The sequence below is a fragment of the Roseateles violae genome, from assembly GCF_030410485.1.
GTDB classification, from domain to species: Bacteria; Pseudomonadota; Gammaproteobacteria; order Burkholderiales; family Burkholderiaceae_C; genus Roseateles_D; species Roseateles_D violae.
Window position 1 is genome coordinate 856,306 of sequence record NZ_JAUHHC010000003.1, and the last position, 19,789, is coordinate 876,094.

Here is a 19,789-nt window from a genome sequence, read left to right on the forward strand (position 1 = left end):
CTTGGTCCCGGCCGCGCCTCGCCCGCGACCTCTTCTCAACTGCTCGGAGGGGCGGTGTCGACCCGCTGCGGTTTTTCCCAGCGCCGATTTCGCTTCCGAGAAGCGGCCTGTGAACTCCAGCAGTAGCTGATGGCTAGGAGCGGCTAACCGCGACCCGTCAGTTGTCGTGATGGAGGCGTGTGGTGGGGCGGATCAGTGGCGGCGGCAACTGCTTCAACCGGGTCACCACGGTTCGGCTGCTCACGCCGAACAGCGTTCGGCCCTTTGTTCAGCGCAGCAAGACCGATGTTGCGGACGTTCACGCAATCTGGACAGCGAGGCAGCAACTAGGCGCGAAGTTAATCCCCCGTCAAGACGGTCCACCAGCAGTCCGTGTTGTCGCCGCCCAGGCTGCGAGCGTAGCTTATAAAGATGCACATCATGCAGACCAATGAGTTGCGAGGGTTGCTCTACGAGTTCGACATCGTCCTTCCAAAAGTTCATCGCTCGCTGCTCAAGGAACTGCCAGCAGCGTTGGCGAGCGCGGGCGAGCGTCTGCCTTCGACGCTTGTGCAGTGCCCACAGCTATCGAGCGGCGTCTGCCACAGCCAATTCGCGAGACGCCGACGTGCGAGACGCTCGCTGACATCCCAGCCATCGGTCTGATAACTGCAATGGCGGTCCTGGGCCAGCATGGCTCGCCGCGGCGTTCCACGATGGTCGTGAGTTCACGGCATCAATCGGCCTCGCACCGCGACAGCCGGGAACTGGCGGCCGCGTACGACAGCCGGGGATCAGCAAGAAAGGCGACGGCAGCCTCAGAAGGCTGTTCATGCACGGCGCGCGCCATCGTTCGCTCGAACCATGCAACATCCTAGCCAAACTGCTCAAGCGTAGACCGTACAACGTCGCCATCGCAGCGGTGGGGAGCAAGCTTGCCCGGACCGTCTGGCAATCCTTGCCAAAGGCCAGCATGGCGAGCATCGGCATGGCAAGCTGCCTGAATCGAAAACCGAACAACTGCTTTTGAAGGAGAGCGAGGGACGCCAACCGTGTGATGGGCCGGTCAGGATAGGTCAGACCGGGACCAGGACACTCCGGTAGGGAGGTTGAGCGCCAAGCTCGATTTGCAGATGGGGAACCTCGTCAGCGAATGCGATCGGGGCCAGCACGCTTTGCCGCCCGCACTACAAGCCGGATATAAGGCTGCAGCCCTGCCTCCTGCTTCAACACGCACACAACGTCCGGGGAGCGCAGGTATCGGTTGGCCGCGCTGGCGGCTTGCTCCTGAGTCATGGTGCCCTCGGCCACCGGCCCTTGCCCTGCAGATGCCGGTGCAGTGCAAGCTTGCGCCATCCACACGCACGGTCAGACCAGAGGGTCCGCAGCATCGGGATCCAGGTCGTGCCCGTTGATGCCAGTGCCGCTCGGACGGCCGACGCGCTGGCCCCGTCGCTCGGGGCCACTCGGCCCAACCGACAACATCAGCCGCACCGTCCGGTCGAATCGCCATAGCTTCGACAACAATCACCACGGTCGCCGCGGCTTCCTCCCTCGAGGTTTATCCGACACATGCCCTCGGGCCGGGGTTGCGCCTGGTCCTGTCTTGCTTGCCGGGCAGATGTCAGACAAACCTAAACGCAACTGGCAAGCATGACTGGGCCCGCATCTCATTCGCGATTGCGCTCAACGGTTGGTGCATAGGCCCTTTGAATGCAAAGACGGCGACGGCGGTCTCACAAACTTTCAAGCGTGTGCGTCGTCACCGCGGCCGAGCTGGATGGCAGCGCTGCGGGCGGGCGGTCACCGCGTTCCCGCCGTGGCCCGGCATTCATCGGCAGGCATGGGCGGGCATGACGAGGCATGGCCTTAGACCAGGCTCAGCCACTCGGCGTACTTGGGGTTGCGGCCGTTGACGATGTCGAAGAAGGCCGCCTGGATCTTCTCGGTGATCGGGCCGCGGCTGCCGCTGCCCAGCTCGATGCGGTCCAGCTCGCGGATCGGCGTCACCTCGGCGGCGGTGCCGGTGAAGAAGGCCTCGTCGCAGATATAGACCTCGTCGCGGGTGATGCGCTTCTCGACCAGCTTCAGGCCCAGGTCCTGGCAGATGTGGAAGATCGTGTTGCGCGTGATGCCGTTCAGCGCGCCGGCCGACAGGTCGGGCGTGTAGACGACGCCGTTCTTGATCACGAACAGGTTCTCGCCGGCGCCCTCGGAGACGAAGCCCGAGGCGTCCAGCAGCAGGGCCTCGTCGTAGCCGTCGTCCAGCGCCTCCATATTGGCCAGGATCGAGTTGGTGTAGTTCGACACCGTCTTGGCCTGCGTCATCGTGATGTTGACGTGGTGGCGGGTGTAGCTGCTGGTCTTGACGCGGATGCCGCGCTTCATGCCTTCCTCGCCGAGGTAGGCGCCCCAGGCCCAGGCGGCGACCATCAGATGGATCTTGTTGCCCTTGGGCGAGACGCCCAGCTTCTCGGAGCCGATCCAGGTCAGCGGGCGCAGATAGCAGCTTTCCAGATTGTTGGCGCGCACCACCTCGCGCTGGGCCTGCTCGACCTGCTCGATCGAGAACGGGATCTTCATGCGCAGGATCTTGGCGCTGTTGAACAGGCGCTCGGTGTGCTCACGCAGCCGGAAGATGGCCGTGCCCTGGGCGGTCTTGTAGGCGCGCACGCCCTCGAAGGCGCCGCAGCCATAGTGCAGCGTGTGAGAGAGCACATGGATCTTGGCGTCGCGCCAGTCCACCAGCTCGCCATCCATCCAGATCTTGCCGTCGCGGTCGGAAATCTTGGGGCTCATTCGCGTCAGGGTCCCGTGGGTTTGAGAGTCGTCCGGTTTGCAGACTTGATCTTGCCGCGACGGGCTTACGCACGAGGTGCGCAACAGCTTCAATAACGTATGGGAGAGGCCGGGCGGCGGCGCTCAGCGAGCTTGTCTGGGGGCCGTTGCCGCGTCGAGCTCGATGTCGATCGGCGCACGGTGACGCTTGTAGGCGCGCGGCGGCATGCCGATCGCGGCCGAGAAGGCCGCGGCAAAGTTGCTCTGGTGCGCATAGCCGACACGCTCGCCCACCTCGGCGACGCTGAGCTTGCCTTCGAGCAGCAGGCGCTGGGCCTCACGCATGCGGCGCTCGAGACAGTATTCCGCCATGGTGACGCCGAAGGCGCGCTTGAACGCGGCCTGGAGCTTGTTCACATTGCAGCCCAGTTCGCGCGCGAGATCGGTGAAGCGTGGTGGGCGGCGGTAATCCTGCGAGAGCCGCTCCAGCGCCAATTGCGCGAGGTTGACGTCGCGCCAGTCCAGCACGGAAGGCTGCTTGGAGCTGTCGCTGCGCTGCAGCGCATCGAGCGCAAAGCCGACCAGTTCGGACAGGCGGCCGGCGTACTGCAGCGCGCGCGCCTCGCCTTCCAGCGGCGTGTCGATGGTGTCGGTCACCAGGCCGGCGACGCGGTGGCTCAAGGGGACCGAAACGACCCGGCCCGGCGTGCCGCTCCCCTCCATCGCGGCGCGCAATACCGGCGGCAGATCCGCCGCCTGGAGGCCGTAGACATCGGCGAAGGCGCCGAGCCGGAAAATGCCGTTCACGCCTTGCTGGCGCACGCCGGGTTGGCCATCGACGGTGAGCTTCACGCCGCGCGGAAGGCAGATGAGCGTCAGCTCCGGGTGGTCGAACACCATCGTTGGTGCGCCCTGCACATGGAAGCGGGCATCGCATGCGAGCGAGGCGCGCAGCAGGATCAGCGTTTCGTCGGCAATGTAGTGACGCCGGCGCAGCGTCGGCAGCACGAAGTTGTTGACGTTGATCTCGACGCCGCCGGCGAATCGAACGACGTCGGTGATGCCGCTGCCGCCCACCGCGTCGAAAAAGAAGCGGGCGCCGTTGCGCGAGATCCGCTTGGCGCGCCCATCGGCCTCGGCCTGCACGAATACCGGATCGTCGAAATCGAAAGCCGCGCGCCCTTCGGAAAAGGCTTGCTGATCGTCGATGTGCTGATCCAGCCAGGGAAGCGCCGAGGCGGGGGAAGGAGCTTGCAGCGTGCGCATAAATACTTGGGCGACTGTCGTAAGCGCACCGAGGCGGTGGGCCATAGATTGCGACTCTACCCATTTCTCGCCATTCCCGATGTCAACCCAAGCAACGCGAGCCCCCGTCAGTTCACTCAGCGTTCTCGATCGTGCGGGCCGCGGCGGCCCGCTGCCCGCACCGGAATTGATGCCCCTGCCGGATCTGCGTCTGCTGCTGCCCATGCGCGACGGCGTTCGGCTAGACACGCATTGCTGGTTGCCGGTCCAAGCCGTGCAAGGCAAGCCTGCGCCAGCCATCCTGTTGCGCACGCCTTACCGGGAATCGACGATGGGCTTCAAGCGCCTGGGCGTGCTGCGCTATGTCGAGGCCGGCTATGCCGTCGTGATCCAGCTGGTGCGGGGCACCGGCGACAGCGAAGGCCGCTTTGCATTCGCGGCCCCGCATGAACGCAGCGACGGCTTCGACACGGTCGAGTGGATCGCCCAGCAGTCCTGGTGCAGCGGCGCCGTCGGCATGGACGGCAGCAGCTATGCGGCGATGACCCAGCTGGCCGCGGCCGTGGCCCGGCCACCGCATCTGCGCTGCATCGCCCCGGCCGTTCCGGTGCTGGACCACTTCCGCGAAGTGCCCTACTTCGGCGGCGTCTTCTCGCGGCAGCACACGCTGAACTGGCCACGCCTCTTGCAGATCGACGACCTCTCTAACCTGACCGGCGGCTTCAGCGGCGCCAAGACCATGCTGGGCAATGAGCAGGTGCTCGATCGATTGCTGTCGCGCCCGCTGTGCGACGCAGCGGACGGCATGCTGGAAGGCGACTTCCTCGCGCATTACCGCGAGGTGCTCGAGCACCCGCGTCTGGACGACTGGTGGCGCGAGCGCACGATAGGCCCCGACGAGTTCGCGGCGATCGACATACCGGCCCTGGTCGTCAACGGCAACTTCGACCTTGCGATCGGCACGCTGATGCTGTGGCGAGGTTTGGAACAGCATGCGCCCGCTGCCGAGCGGCAGCTGCTGATCGGGCCCTGGGACCATGGCCAGTGCTATGCCGGCGGCGCCGCGAGCCACGGCCCCTATACGCTGGGGGACGCCTCGGTGCTCGACCTCGGCGGCCTGCGGCTGGCCTTCTTCGACCGCCATCTGAAAGGGAGCGGCGACGGGCTGCCCTGGCGCGAGCGGGTGCGGCTGTTCGTGACCGGCCGCAACAGCTGGCAGGGCTTAGACGCCTTCCCGCCGCGCGAGCTGCGGACCCAGACCTGGTACCTGGACAGCGGCGGCCAAGCGAACTCCTCGTCCGGCGACGGCCGGCTGCAGCGCGGCCTGCCGAGCGGGCCGCCGGACCGCTTCATCGACGACCCGGCTGTGCCTTTCGTGCCGGCCCTGGCCTCGGCGCGTGAACCGGCCGGCCACTTCGATCTGCGCGAGCGCGAGCAGCACCACGGCACCCTGGTCTACGACAGCGGCCCGCTGGCCGAGCCGATGACCGTCGTCGGCGAGCCGCTGGCCGAGCTGCTGGTCGCCGCCGATGTGCCGGACGCCGACCTGGTGCTGTGGCTGGCCGAGCACCGGGCGGACGGGCAGACCATCAAGCTGGCCTTCGGCCAGCTGCGCCTGCGCTACCGCGACGGGTTCGAGCAGGAGCGGGCGCTGGTGCCCGACGAGCCCGTGCTCGCCCGGGTCCCCATGACCTACATTGGCCACGAGCTGCCGGCGGGCAGCCGATTGCGGCTGCTGGTCTCCGGTTCGAACTTCCCCTGGGCCGACCCCAACCCGCACGATGGCGGCCCGGTGGCGCAGGCGACGGTGATGCGCGTGGCCCGCCAGACGATGCTGCACGACGCGGCGCACCCGTCGCGACTGCTGCTGCCGACGCTGCCATGATGTTGAAGAAGAAGCCCGCCATGACGAACGAATCTGCCATCGATGATTTCTGCTCCCGCGTCAACGGACGCGATTACCGGCTGCTCATCTGGGTGCCGCCGGTCGCCCCGCCCCCGGGCGGTTTTCCGGTGCTGTGGGTGCTGGACGGTTCGGCCTACTTCGGGCTGGCCGTCGACATGGTGCGCAATCGCGGCCTCCTCGGTGCGGAGATCACGCCGGCGGTGGTGGTCGGCGTCACATATCCCAGCGAGGACATCTCGGTCTGGATGACGCGCCGCTACGAGGATCTCAACGCCACGCCGACCGGCGGCGAACGCTTTGCCTACGGCGCGCCGACCGGCGGCATCGAGAGCTTCCTCGACATGCTGGCGGACGAGGCGCTGCCGCGGGTCGAATCGAGGGCCCGCATCGATCGCGGCCGCATGGCCATCGTCGGCCATTCGCTCGGCGGCCACGCGGTGCTGCACACGCTGTTCACCCGCCCCGCCCTGTTCAGCAGCTATGTGGCCATCAGCCCGTCGATCTGGTGGCATGGCGGCGAGCTGCTGCGCCACGAAGAAGGCTTCAAGGCGGCCGTCGAATCGCGCGGCTGCGCGGCGCGGGTCTTCATCGGCGTGGGCGGGCTCGAGCAGACCTTGTACGAGCCGCGGCCCGGCCTCGAAAACGTGGACCTGGAGCGTGCCAACGCGATGATCGCCCAGGCCTTCATCATCGAGCGGGCCGAGGCGCTGGCGGCGCGTCTGCAGGCCTTCGGTGCCGCGGCGGGTCTGGATGTCCGCTATACCTGTTTCCCGGGCGAAACCCATATGAGCGTGCCCTTCGCGGCCTGGCGCCAGGCCATGGACCACGCGCTGCCCTTCGGGAGCCCGCCTTGAGCTCGCTGGTCGAGCGCTACCGCATCGCCCGGACGCTGGCCTTCGGCCGCCGCGATGCGCGGCTGCGCCATGGACCGGTGCAGCCGCAGTGGTCCGAGGACAGCCGGCGCTTCTGGTACGCGACGCGTGAGGGCCAGGGCCTCGCGCACATCCTGGTGGACGTCGAAGCGCGCGAGAAGCGGGCCTTGTTCGACCATGCGGCCCTGGCACGCGAGCTGGGCGCGCAGGCGCGCTGCGAGCTGGACCCCGGCGTGCTGCCGATCGAGCGGCTCGAGCCTGATGCCGCGGCAGGCGATGTGCGCTTCGAGGCCTTCGGCGCCCGCTGGCTGTGGCACGCGGGCGCGTCCCGGCTCGAGCGCCTCGGCGAGGCCTTCGCGCCGCAGGAGCTGCGCTCGCCCGATGGAAGGCAGGCGCTATCGCTGGACGGCCCCAATCTGCGGCTGCGCCGCATCGGCTCCGAGGCGACGCTGCCGCTGACGACGGACGGCGTGGACGACTTCGGCTGGGGCGACTTCAGCGACTACACGATGCAGGCCACGCGTGCCGCATTCGGCCCCAGGGGCCAGCCTGCGGCGCTCTGGTCGCCCAGGTCCGACCGTCTGGTGGTGTTGCGCGTCGACCGACGCGAGGTGGGGCTGATGCACCTCGTGCAGTCGGTGCCGCCGCGCGGCCTGCGGCCGGCGCTCTACAGCTATCGCTTTCCGATGGCGGTGGACGCGCCGGCGCAGCGCGAGCGCGCGGAACTGTGGATCCTCGGGCTGGATGGCTCTCGCCTGCGCGTCTCCATCGATCCGCTGCAGTCGTTCATGCACCGCGCCATCGCGCACGGTCAGGTGCGCTGGTCAGCCGACGGGCGTCGGCTCTATGTGGTCGACGGCGATGGCGCGGGGACCCGCATCACGCTGTGGCGCGTGGACGCCGCCGACGGCCGGGCCGACAAGCTGATCGAGGAGTCCGGTCCGGGCATCATGCGTGCGGCACCGACGATAGGCATGCGTCCGAACTACCAGGTGCTCGACGACGGGCGCGTGATCTGGTGGTCGCAGCGCGAGGGCTGGGGCCATCTGTACCTGGTCTCGCCCGACGGCAGCGCGCTGCCGATCACCCGCGGCCCCTGGCAGGTGCGCAGCCTCTTGCACGTCGACGAGTCGGCGCGCCGCATCGTCTTCTCGGCGGGCGGCCAGGAGCCCGGCGTCGACCCCTATCTGCGGCGCGTCTACAGCGTCGCCTTCGACGGCAGCGCGCTGCGGCTGCTAACGCCCGAGGCCGCCGATCGCCACCTGGTCGAGGCCGCGGAGCCCGGCAGCGGCCAGGCCCCGGGCCGGCAAAGCCTGAGCCCCGACGGGCGCTGGCTCGTCGACGCGTTCTCGACCGTCGGCGAAGCGCCGGTCTCGCTGCTGCGCGATGCGCACGAGGGATCGGTCCACATGCCGCTGGAATCGGGCGATGCCAGCGAAGCCTGGCCGCGCGAACTACCGCTGCCGGAGCCCTTTTGCGTGCCCGGCCTGGACGGCGGCCTGGACCTGTGGGGCGTGCTGTACAAGCCGCTGGGCTTCGACCCGCGTCAGCGCTATCCGGTCATCGAGGTGATCTACGCGGCGCCCCAGACGACGATCGCGCCCAAGGACTGGTCGCCCGGCATCTACGGCTCGATCGCCGAGCAGCTGGCCGCGCTCGGTTTCGTCTGCGTGATCGTCGATGCGCCCGGCACGCCGTTTCGCTCGCACGCCTTCCAGCTCGAGGCGCTGGGCCGGATGGAGCGCTGCGGCCTGCCCGACCGCATGCATGCGCTGCGCCAGCTGGCGGCCTCGCGCCCCTGGATGGATCTGGGGCGTGTGGGCATCGTCGGCGGCTCGGGCGGCGGCTTCGCGACGGTGCGCGCGCTGGGAACCTATCCCGACTTCTACAAGGTCGGCGTGGCCCTGTGCGGCAGCCATGACAGCAGCGCCTACCTGCCGTTCTGGGGCGAGACCTTTCAGGGCCCCTACGAGCCCGAGGCCTATGGGCGCCAGGACAATGCGCGGCTCGCCGCCAACATCATCGGCGATCTGCTCCTGGTGCAGGGCGAGATGGACGACAACGTCCATCCGGCCACGAGCTTGCGGCTCGTCGACGCCCTGATCCGGGCCGACCGCGACTTCGAGCTGCTGCTGGTGCCCAACGCGGGCCATATGCTCAATGCCCTGCCCTATGTGATGCGCAGGGTGCAGGACTTCTTCGTGCGCAAGCTGATGGGCGTGGAGCCGCCGAATCCGGCGCGGCCCTGAGTTCAGGAGGCGGACCCCTCGCGGGCCGCCTGCACCGTCGCTTCGTAGAGCCGCTCGCAACGGATCAGCAGCGCCATCCCCAGCAGCAGCGCGGGGATGGCCACCGTCACCGCCGCGATCAGCAGTCCGTTCGGCCGCTGCTGGAAGAAGTGGTCCGAGACCAGGCCGACGATGGGCGGCGCGATCGCCACCAGGCCGGCCGACAGCACGCTCATCAGCGCGACCAGGCGGGCCCGCAGCGCATCGGGGGCCAGCGACTGCAAGGCAGTGGGATAGACCATCACGGCGGTGGTCATGAGGAAGATGTACAGGCCCTGGATGGCATACATCTGATGTGCGCTGGTGGCCAAGAGCATCATCGCGAAGCACAGCACGGCCGTCGCCACGGAGATCCACAGCGCCCGGATATTGGCCCGCATGCCCGCGCGGCGCGACAGGAAGCGCATGCCGTAGACGCTGAGGACGAAGCCCGTTGCGGTAGCGACCAGGACCATGGTTCCCAGCACCGCGCCGAGCTGCTGGGGCGTCTGACCGAAGACACGCGCATAGATCACCGCGAGCCAGGAGCCGACGGCATTGAAGCCGAAGATGGTCATGCCGACGCCGCCGAAAAAGCAGGACAGGGCCTGCCAATGTCGGCGCAGATAGGGTGTCACGCGCACCTCAGCGGACGGCGGGCGCCGGCCGCCCGTCGTGGCCGGCTCGGCGCGCTTTGGCATCCGGCGGCGCAGCCGGATCGTGAACAGGGCCAGCATCATCAGCGGCGTGGGCAGCACGACGGCGAAGAAGGACAGCCGCCAGCCGTCGAGCAGCTGCAGCTCGGCGCCCAGCAGCGGGCGGACCGCTTCCACCCATCCGACCACCCAGCCGCACAGCGCCAGCGCCAGGGCGCCCGTGGCCTGCGAGGCCAGGGCGTAGACCGAATTGGCCGTCTGGCGCTTGGACTCGCCAAACAGCTCGGGGATCATCGCGTACACGATGGGCACCAGGCCCGCTTCGCCGGCACCGACGAGCGCCGTCGACAGCAGCAGCATCGGGTAGCTTTGCGCCAGGCCGCTGGCCAGGACGGCGGCGCTCCACAGCAGCACGCAGCCCGCGAGCACCAGTCGGCGATCGAAACGGTCGGCCAGCCAGCCCAGCGGATAGCTGGCGAGGCCCGCGAAGATCGCCACGCCGGTGCCCTGCATCAGGCCGACCTGGAAGTCCGACAGGTCCATCGATTTGCGGATCTGCTCGGCCTGCAGCACCAGCACGCCGCGATCGACGAAGGCGAGCAGGGTGACGACCGTGAGCACGGCCAGTGCATACCAGGCGGAGGGGGCTGCATCGCCCGAGCGGGCAGCCGCTTGCCGCGCTGCGCTCGGCTGGGATGAGGTCGTGAAGGACATGGGGCGGTTCGTTGGAAGCAGGGGCGAAGCTGCCGGGAGGGCGGTGGTTTGTCGATGGCCGCCGGCCGGTATGCGACGTCCAGCTCGAACGGTAGTGGCCTGCCGGGCGCCCCGCTGCTGGGACCGCGTGGACAAATTTATGGGACCGCCACGGCGGCCGCTGGTCGGGCCGTCCCCTGCGAGGGCCCCGCAGAAGGGCAGCCGCGCAGCAGGCCCTCGCTCACGGCCCGCTCGACCTCGGCGTGGATGATGGCGAGCAGGCTGGACACGGCGCGCGAGACCGGTCGGTTGGTGGGCGTGGCGGTCACCAGCAGCGCCTGCATCTTGAAGGCGAGTGGACGCACGGACAGCCGGCCGGCCGCCACCTCGGCCTGTACCGCGCCAAAAGGCAGGATCGTCGACCAGGGGCCCACCTCCACCAGCCGCTTGAGGGCCGGCACCGAGTCGATTTCCATGTCGACGTTCAGGGGCAGACCATGCTGCCTGACCGTCCGGTCGATCACCCGGCGCAGCCCGTTCTCCATGCCCGGCAGCGCAAACACCATTCGGCCCAGCTCGGCGGCCGACACGCGGCTGTCGCGGCGCCCGCCCAGCGGCGACTCGACGACGAATAGCTCCTCCTGCAGCAGCGGCGACACGAGCTGGTTGCGGCCGCGCCGGGCCTCGTACTGGACCGCGACATCGATGCGGCCGGATTCCACCCATTCCAGCAGCGTGCTGCTGAAGGCCTCGCGCACCTGCAGCCGCGAGCGCGGGTTGACCTCGCGGTAGCGCAAGGCGACGCTGGCGGCCAGCGTGCTGCCGAACGAAGGTGGCAGTCCCAGCGTGACGGCTTCGCAGGGCCGCTCGATCTGCTCGTTGATCTGCGACCTGGCCGTCTCGTATTGACGCAGCAGCTGGCCGGCATGGTCGACCAGGGTGCGACCGCTCTGGGTCAGCGCGACGCCGCGTCCGTTGCGATAGAAGAAGGGGGTGCCGAACAGGCTTTCCAGCCGCTGGACCTGACGGCTCAGGGCCGGCTGCGTGACGCCCAGCTTGGTGGCGGCCTTGGACACGCTGCCCGCCTCGGCGACGGCCAGGAAGTAGCGCAGGGCGTCGAAGTCCATGGTCACTGGAGCTGCGGGTGGCGCACCGTTGCTGCGAGCCCCTGCTCTTCAGGGCTCACCGATCAATCGGCGTCAATTGGCGACGCAATCAATCTCCACCGCCGCGCCCAGCGGAAGGGCGGCTACGCCAATCGTCGTCCGTGCCGGGAATGGCTGCGGAACGATGCGGGCATAAACCTCGTTCATGAGGCCGAAGTCCGACATATTGGTGAGGTAGACGCCCATGCGCGCGACATCGGACAAATCCTTGCCCGCGGCGGCAAGCACCGACTGCAGATTCCTGAAAACCTGCTCCGTCTGGGCCTGCACGCCACCGGCAATCAGCGCCTGGGTCTGCGGGTCCAGGCCGACCTGGCCGCTGACGTACAAGACGCCGCCTTGCTCGATCGCCAGCGACAGCGGACCGGCGGGTTGAGGAAGATCGTTCGGTCGAATGGCCTTTTTCGTCACGTGTCGCCTTCTTGTTTGGATATGCCGTCGGATTGACGAGCGTGCCGCACAGCTTAGGCGCCGCCGCCAAGAACATGTTTGGTCGGCGCATGCAATTCTTATGGTGGCCGCCGGTGGCGTGGCCCCACAGACCCGCGCCGCACCGTTCGCGTCTACATCACGTAATTGAGACCCAGCCGCCCACCGTCGGGATAGATCGTCTGCCCCGTCAGATAGGAGGAATCCTCGGTGGCGAGGAAGACCGCGACCGAGGCCACCTCGTCGGCATCGCCGCAGCGTCCGAGCGGCGTGCGGGACATGATGCGCTGCTCGGCGACCGGGTCGGACATGATCTTGCGCGCCAGGTCGGTGAGGATGGTGCCCGGGCCGATGCCGTTGACGCGCACGCCATAGGGTGCCAGCGCCAGCGAAGAGGCCTTGGTCAGCTGGTTCATGCCGCCCTTGGAGACCGCATAGGCCAGCTGGGTCGGAATCGCCAGGACGGCATTCACCGAGGACATATTGATGATGCAGCCCGAGCGCCGTTCGACCATATGGCGCGCGACCGCCTGGCTCAGGACGAAGGCGGAACGCAGGTTGATGGCCAGCACCCGGTCGAAATCGTCGACCCGCAGCTCGAGGAAATCGGCACCGTGGACGATGCCGGCATTGTTCACCAGCACATCGAGATGCCCGAGTTCGGCGATGGCGCTGCTTGCCAGCGCCTGCAGGCGCTGCGCGTCGGCGACATCGACGACCTGGAAGGGGCTGTTCAGCGACGCCGCCGTGTCCTTCAGCGCCGCCTCGTCGATATCGGCGAGCAGCACCTTCGCGCCTTCGGCCACGAAACGTTGCGCGATCGCCCGGCCTATGCCGCGCGCCGCGCCGGTCACCAGGGCCGTTCTGTCCTTCATTCTCATCAGGGCTACTCCAGCAGATGCGAGTCGGGCGTGCCGCCTCGTTCCGAGCATTCTTGTTGCAGCGATGGACCGGCATGGATGGTTTACGCACGCTTTTTCATGCGACAGCACGGCGCCTGCTGGGCATGCGGCGCGTGGATCGCGCATATGTTTTCATGCTGCCGACCCAAGGTGCGCAGGGCCGGCGCGCATAAGCTAGCCCCGCTTCCAAACAATTTGCCTTCTCTACGTGAATACCAAGATCGACGTGGCCATCGTGGGCGGTGGCGTCATGGGTTGCTCGGTGGCCTACCACCTGAAGAAGCTCGACCCCGGCCTTGCCGTCACCGTGATCGAGCGCGACCCGAGCTACCGGACGGCGTCCTCGGCGCTTTCGGCGAGTTCGATTCGCCAGCAGTTCTCGGTGCCGATCAACGTCAAGCTCTCGCAATACAGCTTCGACTTCTTTCGCTCGATCGGCCAGCACCTGGGCGTCGACGGCGAGGCGGTCAGCATCGATCTCGTCGAGCAGGGCTATCTCTACCTGGTGCCCGCTGCCGGCGTCGAGAACCTGCGCTCGAGCCAGCGCGTGCAGGCCGAGTGCGGCGCCCGGACGGCCTTGCTGAGCCCCGCCGAGCTGGCGGAGCGCTTCCCCTGGCTCAGCGCGGAGGGCGTGGAGCTCGCCTGCCTGGGGCTGGCGGGCGAAGGCTGGTTCGATGGTTACAGCCTGCTGCAGGCCTTCCGGCGCAAGGCGCGGGCGCTGGGCGTCGAGTTCCGCACCGGCGAGGTCAGCGGTCTGGAATTCGCCGGCGCGGGTGCGGCGCTGCAATTGAGCGATGGCACGCGCCTGGCCTGCGCCACCGTGGTCAATGCCGCCGGCCCGCAGGCGGCCCAGGTGGCCCGGATGGCGGGGCTGGAGATCCCGGTCGCGCCGGAGCGCCACTGCATCTATGTGTTCGAATGCCCGACGCCGATCCCGCAGTGCCCGCTGGTGGTCGATCCCAGCGGTCTCTATTTCCGGCATGAAGGTTCGCGCTACATCGTCGGACCGCCGCCCGACCCCAACAGCCCGCCGGTGCGCGAGCACCTCGAGGTCGACCATCAGGTGTTCGACGACTTCATCTGGCCGACGCTGGCCGCCCGGGTGCCGGCCTTCGAGGCGATCCGCTGCGTGTCGGCCTGGGCCGGCTTCTACGAGATGAATACCTTCGACCACAACGCCTTGATCGGCAAGGCGCCCGGTTTCGACCACTTCATGCTGATCAACGGCTTCAGCGGGCATGGCATCCAGCAGTCGCCCGCGGCCGGGTTGGCACTGGCGGAGCTGATCCTGTTCGGTCGCTTCATCACGCTGGATGCCACGCCGCTGGACCCGCGGCGCGTGTTCGAGAACAGGCCGCTGCGCGAACTCAATGTGATCTGAGGCCGGCGGTCCCGGCCGGGACCGACCGCTTCAGGCCTGGGCGCGCAAGCGCTCGAGCAGGCCGCGCACCTCCTGCCGCGCGAGCTGCAGCTGGCGCTCGCGCACATGGCCATAGCCGCGGATCTTCTCCGGCGCGCTGGCGATGGCGACGGCCAGCTCGTAGTTGTCGGCCGACAGCGTGCCCAGTAGCGAGGCGATCTGGGCCTCGTACTCGGCGATCGCTTCCAGCGCCAGGCGCCGCTCGGCGCCGTGGCGGAACGGGTCCATCCAGCTGCCGCGCAGGAAGCGCAGGCCTGCGAGCACCCGGAACGCCGGCATCAGCCAGGGTCCGAACTCGCGCTTGACGGGCTTGCCGGCGGCGTCCTTGCGCGAGAAGGGCCAGGCGCCGATGTGGAAGTGCAGCTTGTAGTCGCCCTCGAAGGTGGCTTCCAGCTCGCGCTTGAACTCGGGCGCCGAGAACAGCCGCGCCACCTCGAACTCGTCCTTGTAGGCCAGCAGCTTGTAGTAATAGCGGGCCACGGCCTTGCCGAAGCGCTCGCCGCGGCCCAGTCGCCGATCGGCTTCGATGGCGCGTGCGACGAAGTCGGTATAGCGCCGGGCATAGGCCTCGTTCTGATAGGCCCTCAATTCCTTGCCGAACCGGGCCAGGGTCTCGTCGAGCGAGGCGTCCCGCCGGGGCAGGATGGCAATTGCTTGCTCGCCCGCCGCCGCGCGGCGAACGGCCGCCAGGTCCACCGCCGCGCGGCGGCCCCAGAGGAAGCTGGTCTTGTTGAACTCGACGCTGACGCCATTGAGCTCGATCGCGCGCATCAGCGAGGCATGGGACAGCGGGATCGCGCCCGACTGCCAGGCATAGCCCAGCATGATCATGTTCAGCGCGATCGCATCGCCCATCAGGCCGTTGGCCAGGCGCAGGGCCTCGACCGATTGCAGCTGGCCGGGCGAGCCACGCTGGCGGATGCGCTGCAGCAGCTGCTCGGCGTCCTGGCTCCAGTCCGGGTTGCGCGCGAACTCGCTGGTCTGCACCAGGTCGCTGGCGACGAAGACGCGCGTGCGGGCCGAGATGCGGCTGACGCCTTCCTCGCTGGCCGTCACCAGCAGATCGCAGCCGACGACGGTATCCGCCTCGGCCGCCGCGATCCGGGCCGCATGCAGCTGGTCCGGCGTCGATGCCAGCCGGACATGGGACAGGACGGCGCCGTATTTTTGAGCGAGCCCGGTGACGTCGAGGATGGAGCAGGCCAGCTCGTCCATATGCGCCGCCATGCCCAGGATCTGCGCGATCGTCACGACGCCGGTGCCGCCGATGCCGGTGACCAGCATCGAGTACTGCCCCTCCAGCGCCCTGCGCTCGGGCTCGGGCGGTTCCGGCCAGTTCGCCGACGCTCCGCTCGCCGCGCCGGACACCGGCTTGCGCAGGCTGCCGCCATGCACGGTCACGAAGCTGGGGCAGAAGCCCTCGACGCAGGAGAAATCCTTGTTGCAGGAGCTCTGGTTGATCTTGCGCTTGCGGCCCAGCGGCGTCTCCAGCGCTTCGATGGACAGGCAGTTCGAGGCCTTGCCGCAGTCGCCGCAGCCCTCGCAGACGGCCGCATTGATGAAGCTGCGCTTGGGCACATCGGCCCAGCGGCCCTTCTTGCGCAGACGGCGCCGCGCCGTGGCGCAGACCTGGTCGTAGACGATGACCGACAGGCCGGCCGTCGCGCGGCAGCGCTGCATGACGCTGTCGAGCTGCGCCCGGTCGAGCACCGGCACGTCTTTCGGAAAGCTGCCCGGCGCGTACTTGGCCACATCGTCGCTCACCACATAGAGCTGCTGCACGCCCTCCGCGCGCAGCTCGGCCACCATCTGCGGCACCGTCAGCTCGCCGTCGATCGGCTGGCCGCCGGTCATCGAGACGAAGCCATTGACCAGGATCTTGTAGGTCATCGTGACCTTGGCCGCGATCGCCTGCCGGATCGCCAGGACGCCCGAGTGGAAGTAGGTGCCGTCGCCCATATTGGCGAACACATGCTGCTCGTTCGTGAACGCCGCCTGTCCGACCCAGTGCATGCCCTCGCCGCCCATCTGCGTGAACATCGGCGGCGTCTGCTTGTCGCTCAGCGCCACCATGGCGTGACAGCCGATGCCCACCATGCCGCGCGAATCCTCGGGCAGCTTGGTCGAGCGGTTGTGCGGACAGCCGGAGCAGAAGGCCGGGCTGCGCACCGGCGCGGGTTCGAGCGGCGCGGCCAGGGCCGGCGCCGGCTCGGGCAGCGCGGCGTCCGGGATCAGGGCCTTGGCGATGCCGGTGAGCGCGCGGGCGATGAGTTCCGGGTTCAGTTCGCCCCAACCGGGCAGGACGGCGGCCCCGCGGTCGGCCGCATAGGGATTCGCGCCCCAGAACTTGCCGATCACGCGAGGCGTCGCGGGCAGGCGCAGATCGCACAGCAGGGCCTTCAGCTGTTCCTCGACGATGCCGCGCTTCTCCTCGACGACGACGATGGTGTCCAGGCCCTGCGCGAATTCGGCGATGAACTGCGGGTCCAGCGGCCAGACCAGGGCCAGCTTGGCCACCCGGATGCCCAGCGCCGCCCGCTGCGAAGACGACCACTGGAGCCGCTCGAAGGCCTGCAGCAGGTCCTGGTAGGACTTGCCGGCCGAGATGATGCCCAGCCTGGCCGCGGGCAGCTCGTCGACGATGTAGTTGAGCCGGTTCGCGCGCGCATAGCGCAGGGCCGCGGGCAGGCGCTGCTCGTGCAGGCGCTGCTCGGCCGCCGTCGGCCATTCGCCGATGCGGATATGGCGGTCCTCGGCGCCCGGGGTCGGGTCTTGCGGCTCCGGCGGCAGGACCGGCTGCGGCACGGCCGGCGACACCAGCACCGAGCCGCCCCCTTCGGCGACATCGGCGTGCACCTTGAAGCCGATCGCACAGCCCGAGTAGCGGCTCATTGCGAATCCAAGCAGGCCGAGGTCCAGCAGCTCCTGGGTGTTGGACGGGTAGAGCACCGGCATGCCGACGGCAATGAAGATCGGGTCGGAGAAGTTGTGGATGGACGAGGAGCGCAGGCCGTGGTCGTCGCCGGCGATGGCGAGCACGCCGCCGAACTTGCTCGTTCCGGCCGAGGCCAGGTGGCGCAGGGCGTCGGCGCTGCGGTCGGTGCCGGGGCCCTTGCCGTACCAGATGCCGAACACCCCGTCGACCTGGCTGCCCGGCAGCAGGCCGACGTACTGGCTTCCGCAGACCGCCGTCGCCGCGAGCTCCTCGTTCACCCCGGGAACGAAGCGGATGTTGCTGGCCTCGAGCAGGCTGGCCTGCGACCACAGCTCCATGTCGTACCTGCCGAGCGGCGAGCCGCGGTAGCCCGAGATGAAGCCGCCCGTGTTCAAGCCCGCCGCCTGATCGCGCGCGCGCTGTTGCAGAGGCAGACGGGTGAGCGCCTGGATGCCGGTCAGGTAGACCCAGCCCTCCCGGCTGCGGTACTTGTCTTCCAGCGTGACGCTATCGAGGGGCAATGGGGCGTTCATTTGTGGCGTGTAGGTTGGCGCGGCGTCCGGCTCTGCCGGCGATATCGGGCTGAGCCTAGGGCGGCGCGAGCGGCAAGGCTTATGGCCTCCCACCTGATTTCGATGGGTCTTTGCGATCCGCGGGGCGTTCCGCGCGACATGGGGCGGCGGCCATAAATTTCCGATGAGCTCGCGTCACCGGGCCGGCGTCGGCATGCCTAAGCTCGGCCGACCGGATAGGCAGAAGCCAGGCCGGATCCCCTGGATGCCCCATGACCGACTCGACCGACACGCCAGATCTTTCGATGCTGCGCTCCTTCGTGGGCGCGTCGATGCAATCGACCGACACGATAGACCCCTTCCCCGCCCGGGCCCTGGCCGCGGCGCTCGGCTGCGACGCGCTGCCCGCCGACGGTGACGCGCTGGGCCCCACCGGGCACTGGCTCTACTTCCATGACACGCCGACGCGCGCCGCCACCGGGGTGGACGGCCATCCCTTGCGCGGGGGCTTTCTGCCGCCGGTGCCGCTGCAGCGCCGCATGTGGGCGGCCGGCCGGATCGCCTACGACAGGCCGATCCGCATCGGCCTGCTGGCCACGCGCCGCTCGACCATCGCCAGCGTCGAGCTCAAGCAGGGACGTGGCGGGCCGCTGGTCTTCGTCGCCGTCGACCATGTCGTCGAGCAAGAGGGGCAGCGCTGCCTGAGCGAGCGTCAGGACATCGTCTATCTGGATCGTCCCGACCCGTCCTCGCCGCCCCGCGCTGAGGCCGGTCCCGCGCTGCCGGAATCGGAATTGCTGCTGTCGCTGAGGCCGGACCCGGTGCTGCTGTTCAGGTATTCGGCGCTGAGCTACAACAGCCATCGCATCCACTACGACCAGGCCTATGCCACGCAGCAGGAGGGCTATCCCGGTCTGGTCGTCCATGGGCCGCTGCTGGCGACGCTGCTGGCCGACGCCGGCGCCAGGCGCATGGGCGCCCGCCCGATCGCGTCCTTCGGCTTCCGCGCGCTGCGGCCTTCCTTCGTGGACGCGATGATCGAACTGCGCGGCCGGCCATCGGACGATGCGATGGCGCTGTGGTCCACCGATGGGGCGGGGAACATCGCCATGAGCGCCGAGCTGCGGGTGCGTGCATGAAGGCGGCCGCCCCGCCCTCCCCGGCGCGCTGGCGCTCCGCGCTGTTCGTTCCGGCCGACGCCGACGCGCTGCTCGAGAAGGCCCATGCGCGCGGCGCGGACGCGCTGGTGCTCGATCTGGAGGACGGCGTCGCAGCGGCCGCCAAAGCGCAGGCCCGCGAGCGCCTGCAGGCGCAGCTCGCCCGGCTGAAAGAAAGGGGGGCCACGGTCCTGGTCCGGATCAATGCGCCGCCGGATGAGATGACGCTCGACCTGGCCGCTGCGGTCGCCGAGGGCGTCAGCGCCATCGTCGTGCCCAAGGTTCGCGCCCCCGCCGATATCGACCGCGTGGCCGAAGCGATGCGCCGCGCCGAGATCGCGCGCGGGCTGCCGCCGGAGGGCTTGCCTATCGTCGCGCTGATCGAGGATGTCTTCGGCCTCGCGCGTCTGGACGAGATCGCGGCCAGCAGCCCGCGCCTGTGCGCGATGGCGCTGGGCGGCGAGGACTTCAGCGCCTCGATCGGCATCGAGCCCGGCATCGAAGCGCTGACCAGACCCTGCCAGGACCTCGTCTATGCCTGTGCCCGGTACGGGCTGCAGCCGCTGGGCTTTCCCGGCTCGATCGCCAACTACCGCGACCTCGAGCTGCTGCGATCGCAGCTGGCGCTGGCGCGCAAGCTGGGTCTGGATGGCGCGTTCTGCATCCATCCGAATCAGGTGGCCCTGCTGAACGAGGCCTTCTCGCCGACGCCGCAGCAGCTGCGTGAGGCCGCCCGCGTGATCGAAGCCTACCTGGACGGCATGGCCCAGGGCCGGGGCGCGGTCGGCGTCGGCGGCCAGATGATTGACCGGCCGGTGTTCGAACGCGCGCAGGCGCTTCTGGCCCGCCACCAGCAACACCCTTGAACAAGA

At 68.8% G+C, this 19,789-nt stretch carries 13 protein-coding genes and 1 pseudogene; 7 read left to right on the forward strand and 7 right to left on the reverse strand.

The window, feature by feature from the left end:
* Nucleotides 1–697: 697 nt before the first annotated feature.
* Nucleotides 698–1,009, forward strand: a pseudogene (locus QWJ38_RS14355) (transposase); the annotation flags it as partial.
* An 839-nt stretch (nt 1,010–1,848) separates the two neighbouring features.
* Here the strand turns inward: QWJ38_RS14355 and QWJ38_RS14360 are convergent.
* Nucleotides 1,849–2,778, reverse strand: coding sequence for a branched-chain amino acid transaminase (locus QWJ38_RS14360; protein WP_434063980.1), 930 nt, complete (start codon nt 2,776–2,778; stop codon nt 1,849–1,851).
* 123 nt (nt 2,779–2,901) lie between these two features.
* On the reverse strand, nt 2,902–4,023 hold the full coding sequence (locus QWJ38_RS14365; protein ID WP_290359763.1) for a helix-turn-helix transcriptional regulator: 1,122 nt from the start codon (nt 4,021–4,023) through the stop codon (nt 2,902–2,904).
* Nucleotides 4,024–4,225: 202 nt separating this feature from the next.
* Between QWJ38_RS14365 and QWJ38_RS14370 the strand changes: the two genes are divergently transcribed.
* Genes QWJ38_RS14370 through QWJ38_RS14380 form a run of 3 tightly spaced genes read left to right on the forward strand, consistent with a single transcriptional unit; the run spans nt 4,226 to nt 9,029 of the window.
* Nucleotides 4,226–5,887, forward strand: a complete 1,662-nt coding sequence (locus QWJ38_RS14370; protein WP_290359815.1) for a CocE/NonD family hydrolase — start codon at nt 4,226–4,228, stop codon at nt 5,885–5,887.
* A gap of 20 nt (nt 5,888–5,907) precedes the next feature.
* Nucleotides 5,908–6,762 (forward strand): alpha/beta hydrolase, encoded by an 855-nt coding sequence (locus tag QWJ38_RS14375; protein WP_290359764.1) that lies wholly within the window; start codon nt 5,908–5,910, stop codon nt 6,760–6,762.
* Nucleotides 6,759–9,029, forward strand: a complete 2,271-nt coding sequence (locus tag QWJ38_RS14380) for a S9 family peptidase (protein WP_290359765.1) — start codon at nt 6,759–6,761, stop codon at nt 9,027–9,029. Before QWJ38_RS14375 ends, QWJ38_RS14380 begins: the two co-directional genes overlap by 4 nt.
* A gap of 2 nt (nt 9,030–9,031) precedes the next feature.
* Here QWJ38_RS14380 and QWJ38_RS14385 read toward each other — a convergent pair whose 3' ends face one another.
* The 4 genes from QWJ38_RS14385 to QWJ38_RS14400 all read right to left on the reverse strand — a co-directional run bounded on the left by QWJ38_RS14385 (nt 9,032) and on the right by QWJ38_RS14400 (nt 12,872).
* A complete protein-coding gene (locus tag QWJ38_RS14385) occupies nt 9,032–10,417 on the reverse strand; it encodes an MFS transporter (RefSeq protein WP_290359766.1) in 1,386 nt (461 codons plus the stop codon).
* Between the two features lie 137 nt (nt 10,418–10,554).
* Nucleotides 10,555–11,523, reverse strand: coding sequence for a LysR family transcriptional regulator (locus tag QWJ38_RS14390; RefSeq protein ID WP_290359767.1), 969 nt, complete (start codon nt 11,521–11,523; stop codon nt 10,555–10,557).
* A gap of 72 nt (nt 11,524–11,595) precedes the next feature.
* Complete coding sequence (locus tag QWJ38_RS14395; protein WP_290359768.1) at nt 11,596–11,973, reverse strand: RidA family protein; 378 nt, start codon at nt 11,971–11,973, stop codon at nt 11,596–11,598.
* Nucleotides 11,974–12,125: 152 nt separating this feature from the next.
* Entirely contained in the window at nt 12,126–12,872 is a 747-nt protein-coding gene (locus QWJ38_RS14400; protein ID WP_290359769.1) for an SDR family NAD(P)-dependent oxidoreductase, read from the reverse strand.
* A 229-nt stretch (nt 12,873–13,101) separates the two neighbouring features.
* Here QWJ38_RS14400 and QWJ38_RS14405 point away from each other — a divergent pair, with 229 nt between their 5' ends.
* A complete protein-coding gene (locus tag QWJ38_RS14405) occupies nt 13,102–14,274 on the forward strand; it encodes an NAD(P)/FAD-dependent oxidoreductase (RefSeq protein ID WP_290359770.1) in 1,173 nt (390 codons plus the stop codon).
* Between the two features lie 30 nt (nt 14,275–14,304).
* Here QWJ38_RS14405 and QWJ38_RS14410 read toward each other — a convergent pair whose 3' ends face one another.
* Nucleotides 14,305–17,781 (reverse strand): indolepyruvate ferredoxin oxidoreductase family protein, encoded by a 3,477-nt coding sequence (locus QWJ38_RS14410; RefSeq protein WP_290359771.1) that lies wholly within the window; start codon nt 17,779–17,781, stop codon nt 14,305–14,307.
* A gap of 251 nt (nt 17,782–18,032) precedes the next feature.
* Here QWJ38_RS14410 and QWJ38_RS14415 point away from each other — a divergent pair, with 251 nt between their 5' ends.
* Together QWJ38_RS14415 and QWJ38_RS14420 are read left to right on the forward strand one after the other, a co-directional pair.
* Complete coding sequence (locus QWJ38_RS14415; RefSeq protein ID WP_290359772.1) at nt 18,033–18,899, forward strand: HTD2 family dehydratase; 867 nt, start codon at nt 18,033–18,035, stop codon at nt 18,897–18,899.
* Entirely contained in the window at nt 18,896–19,783 is an 888-nt protein-coding gene (locus QWJ38_RS14420) for an HpcH/HpaI aldolase/citrate lyase family protein (protein ID WP_290359773.1), read from the forward strand. The genes QWJ38_RS14415 and QWJ38_RS14420 overlap by 4 nt, the downstream gene beginning before the upstream one ends.
* Nucleotides 19,784–19,789: the final 6 nt, after the last annotated feature.

What these genes read in the sequence shown, in the direction of transcription:
- QWJ38_RS14360 (WP_434063980.1), bottom strand. Translation starts at nt 2,778, where the DNA reads ATGAGCCCCAAGATTTCCGACCGCGACGGCAAGATCTGGATGGATGGC.
- QWJ38_RS14365 (WP_290359763.1), bottom strand. Translation starts at nt 4,023, where the DNA reads ATGCGCACGCTGCAAGCTCCTTCCCCCGCCTCGGCGCTTCCCTGGCTG.
- QWJ38_RS14370 (WP_290359815.1), top strand. Translation starts at nt 4,226, where the DNA reads ATGCGCGACGGCGTTCGGCTAGACACGCATTGCTGGTTGCCGGTCCAA.
- QWJ38_RS14375 (WP_290359764.1), top strand. Translation starts at nt 5,908, where the DNA reads ATGACGAACGAATCTGCCATCGATGATTTCTGCTCCCGCGTCAACGGA.
- QWJ38_RS14385 (WP_290359766.1), bottom strand. Translation starts at nt 10,417, where the DNA reads ATGTCCTTCACGACCTCATCCCAGCCGAGCGCAGCGCGGCAAGCGGCT.
- QWJ38_RS14390 (WP_290359767.1), bottom strand. Translation starts at nt 11,523, where the DNA reads ATGGACTTCGACGCCCTGCGCTACTTCCTGGCCGTCGCCGAGGCGGGC.
- QWJ38_RS14400 (WP_290359769.1), bottom strand. Translation starts at nt 12,872, where the DNA reads ATGAGAATGAAGGACAGAACGGCCCTGGTGACCGGCGCGGCGCGCGGC.
- QWJ38_RS14410 (WP_290359771.1), bottom strand. Translation starts at nt 17,781, where the DNA reads ATGAACGCCCCATTGCCCCTCGATAGCGTCACGCTGGAAGACAAGTAC.
- QWJ38_RS14415 (WP_290359772.1), top strand. Translation starts at nt 18,033, where the DNA reads ATGACCGACTCGACCGACACGCCAGATCTTTCGATGCTGCGCTCCTTC.
- QWJ38_RS14420 (WP_290359773.1), top strand. Translation starts at nt 18,896, where the DNA reads ATGAAGGCGGCCGCCCCGCCCTCCCCGGCGCGCTGGCGCTCCGCGCTG.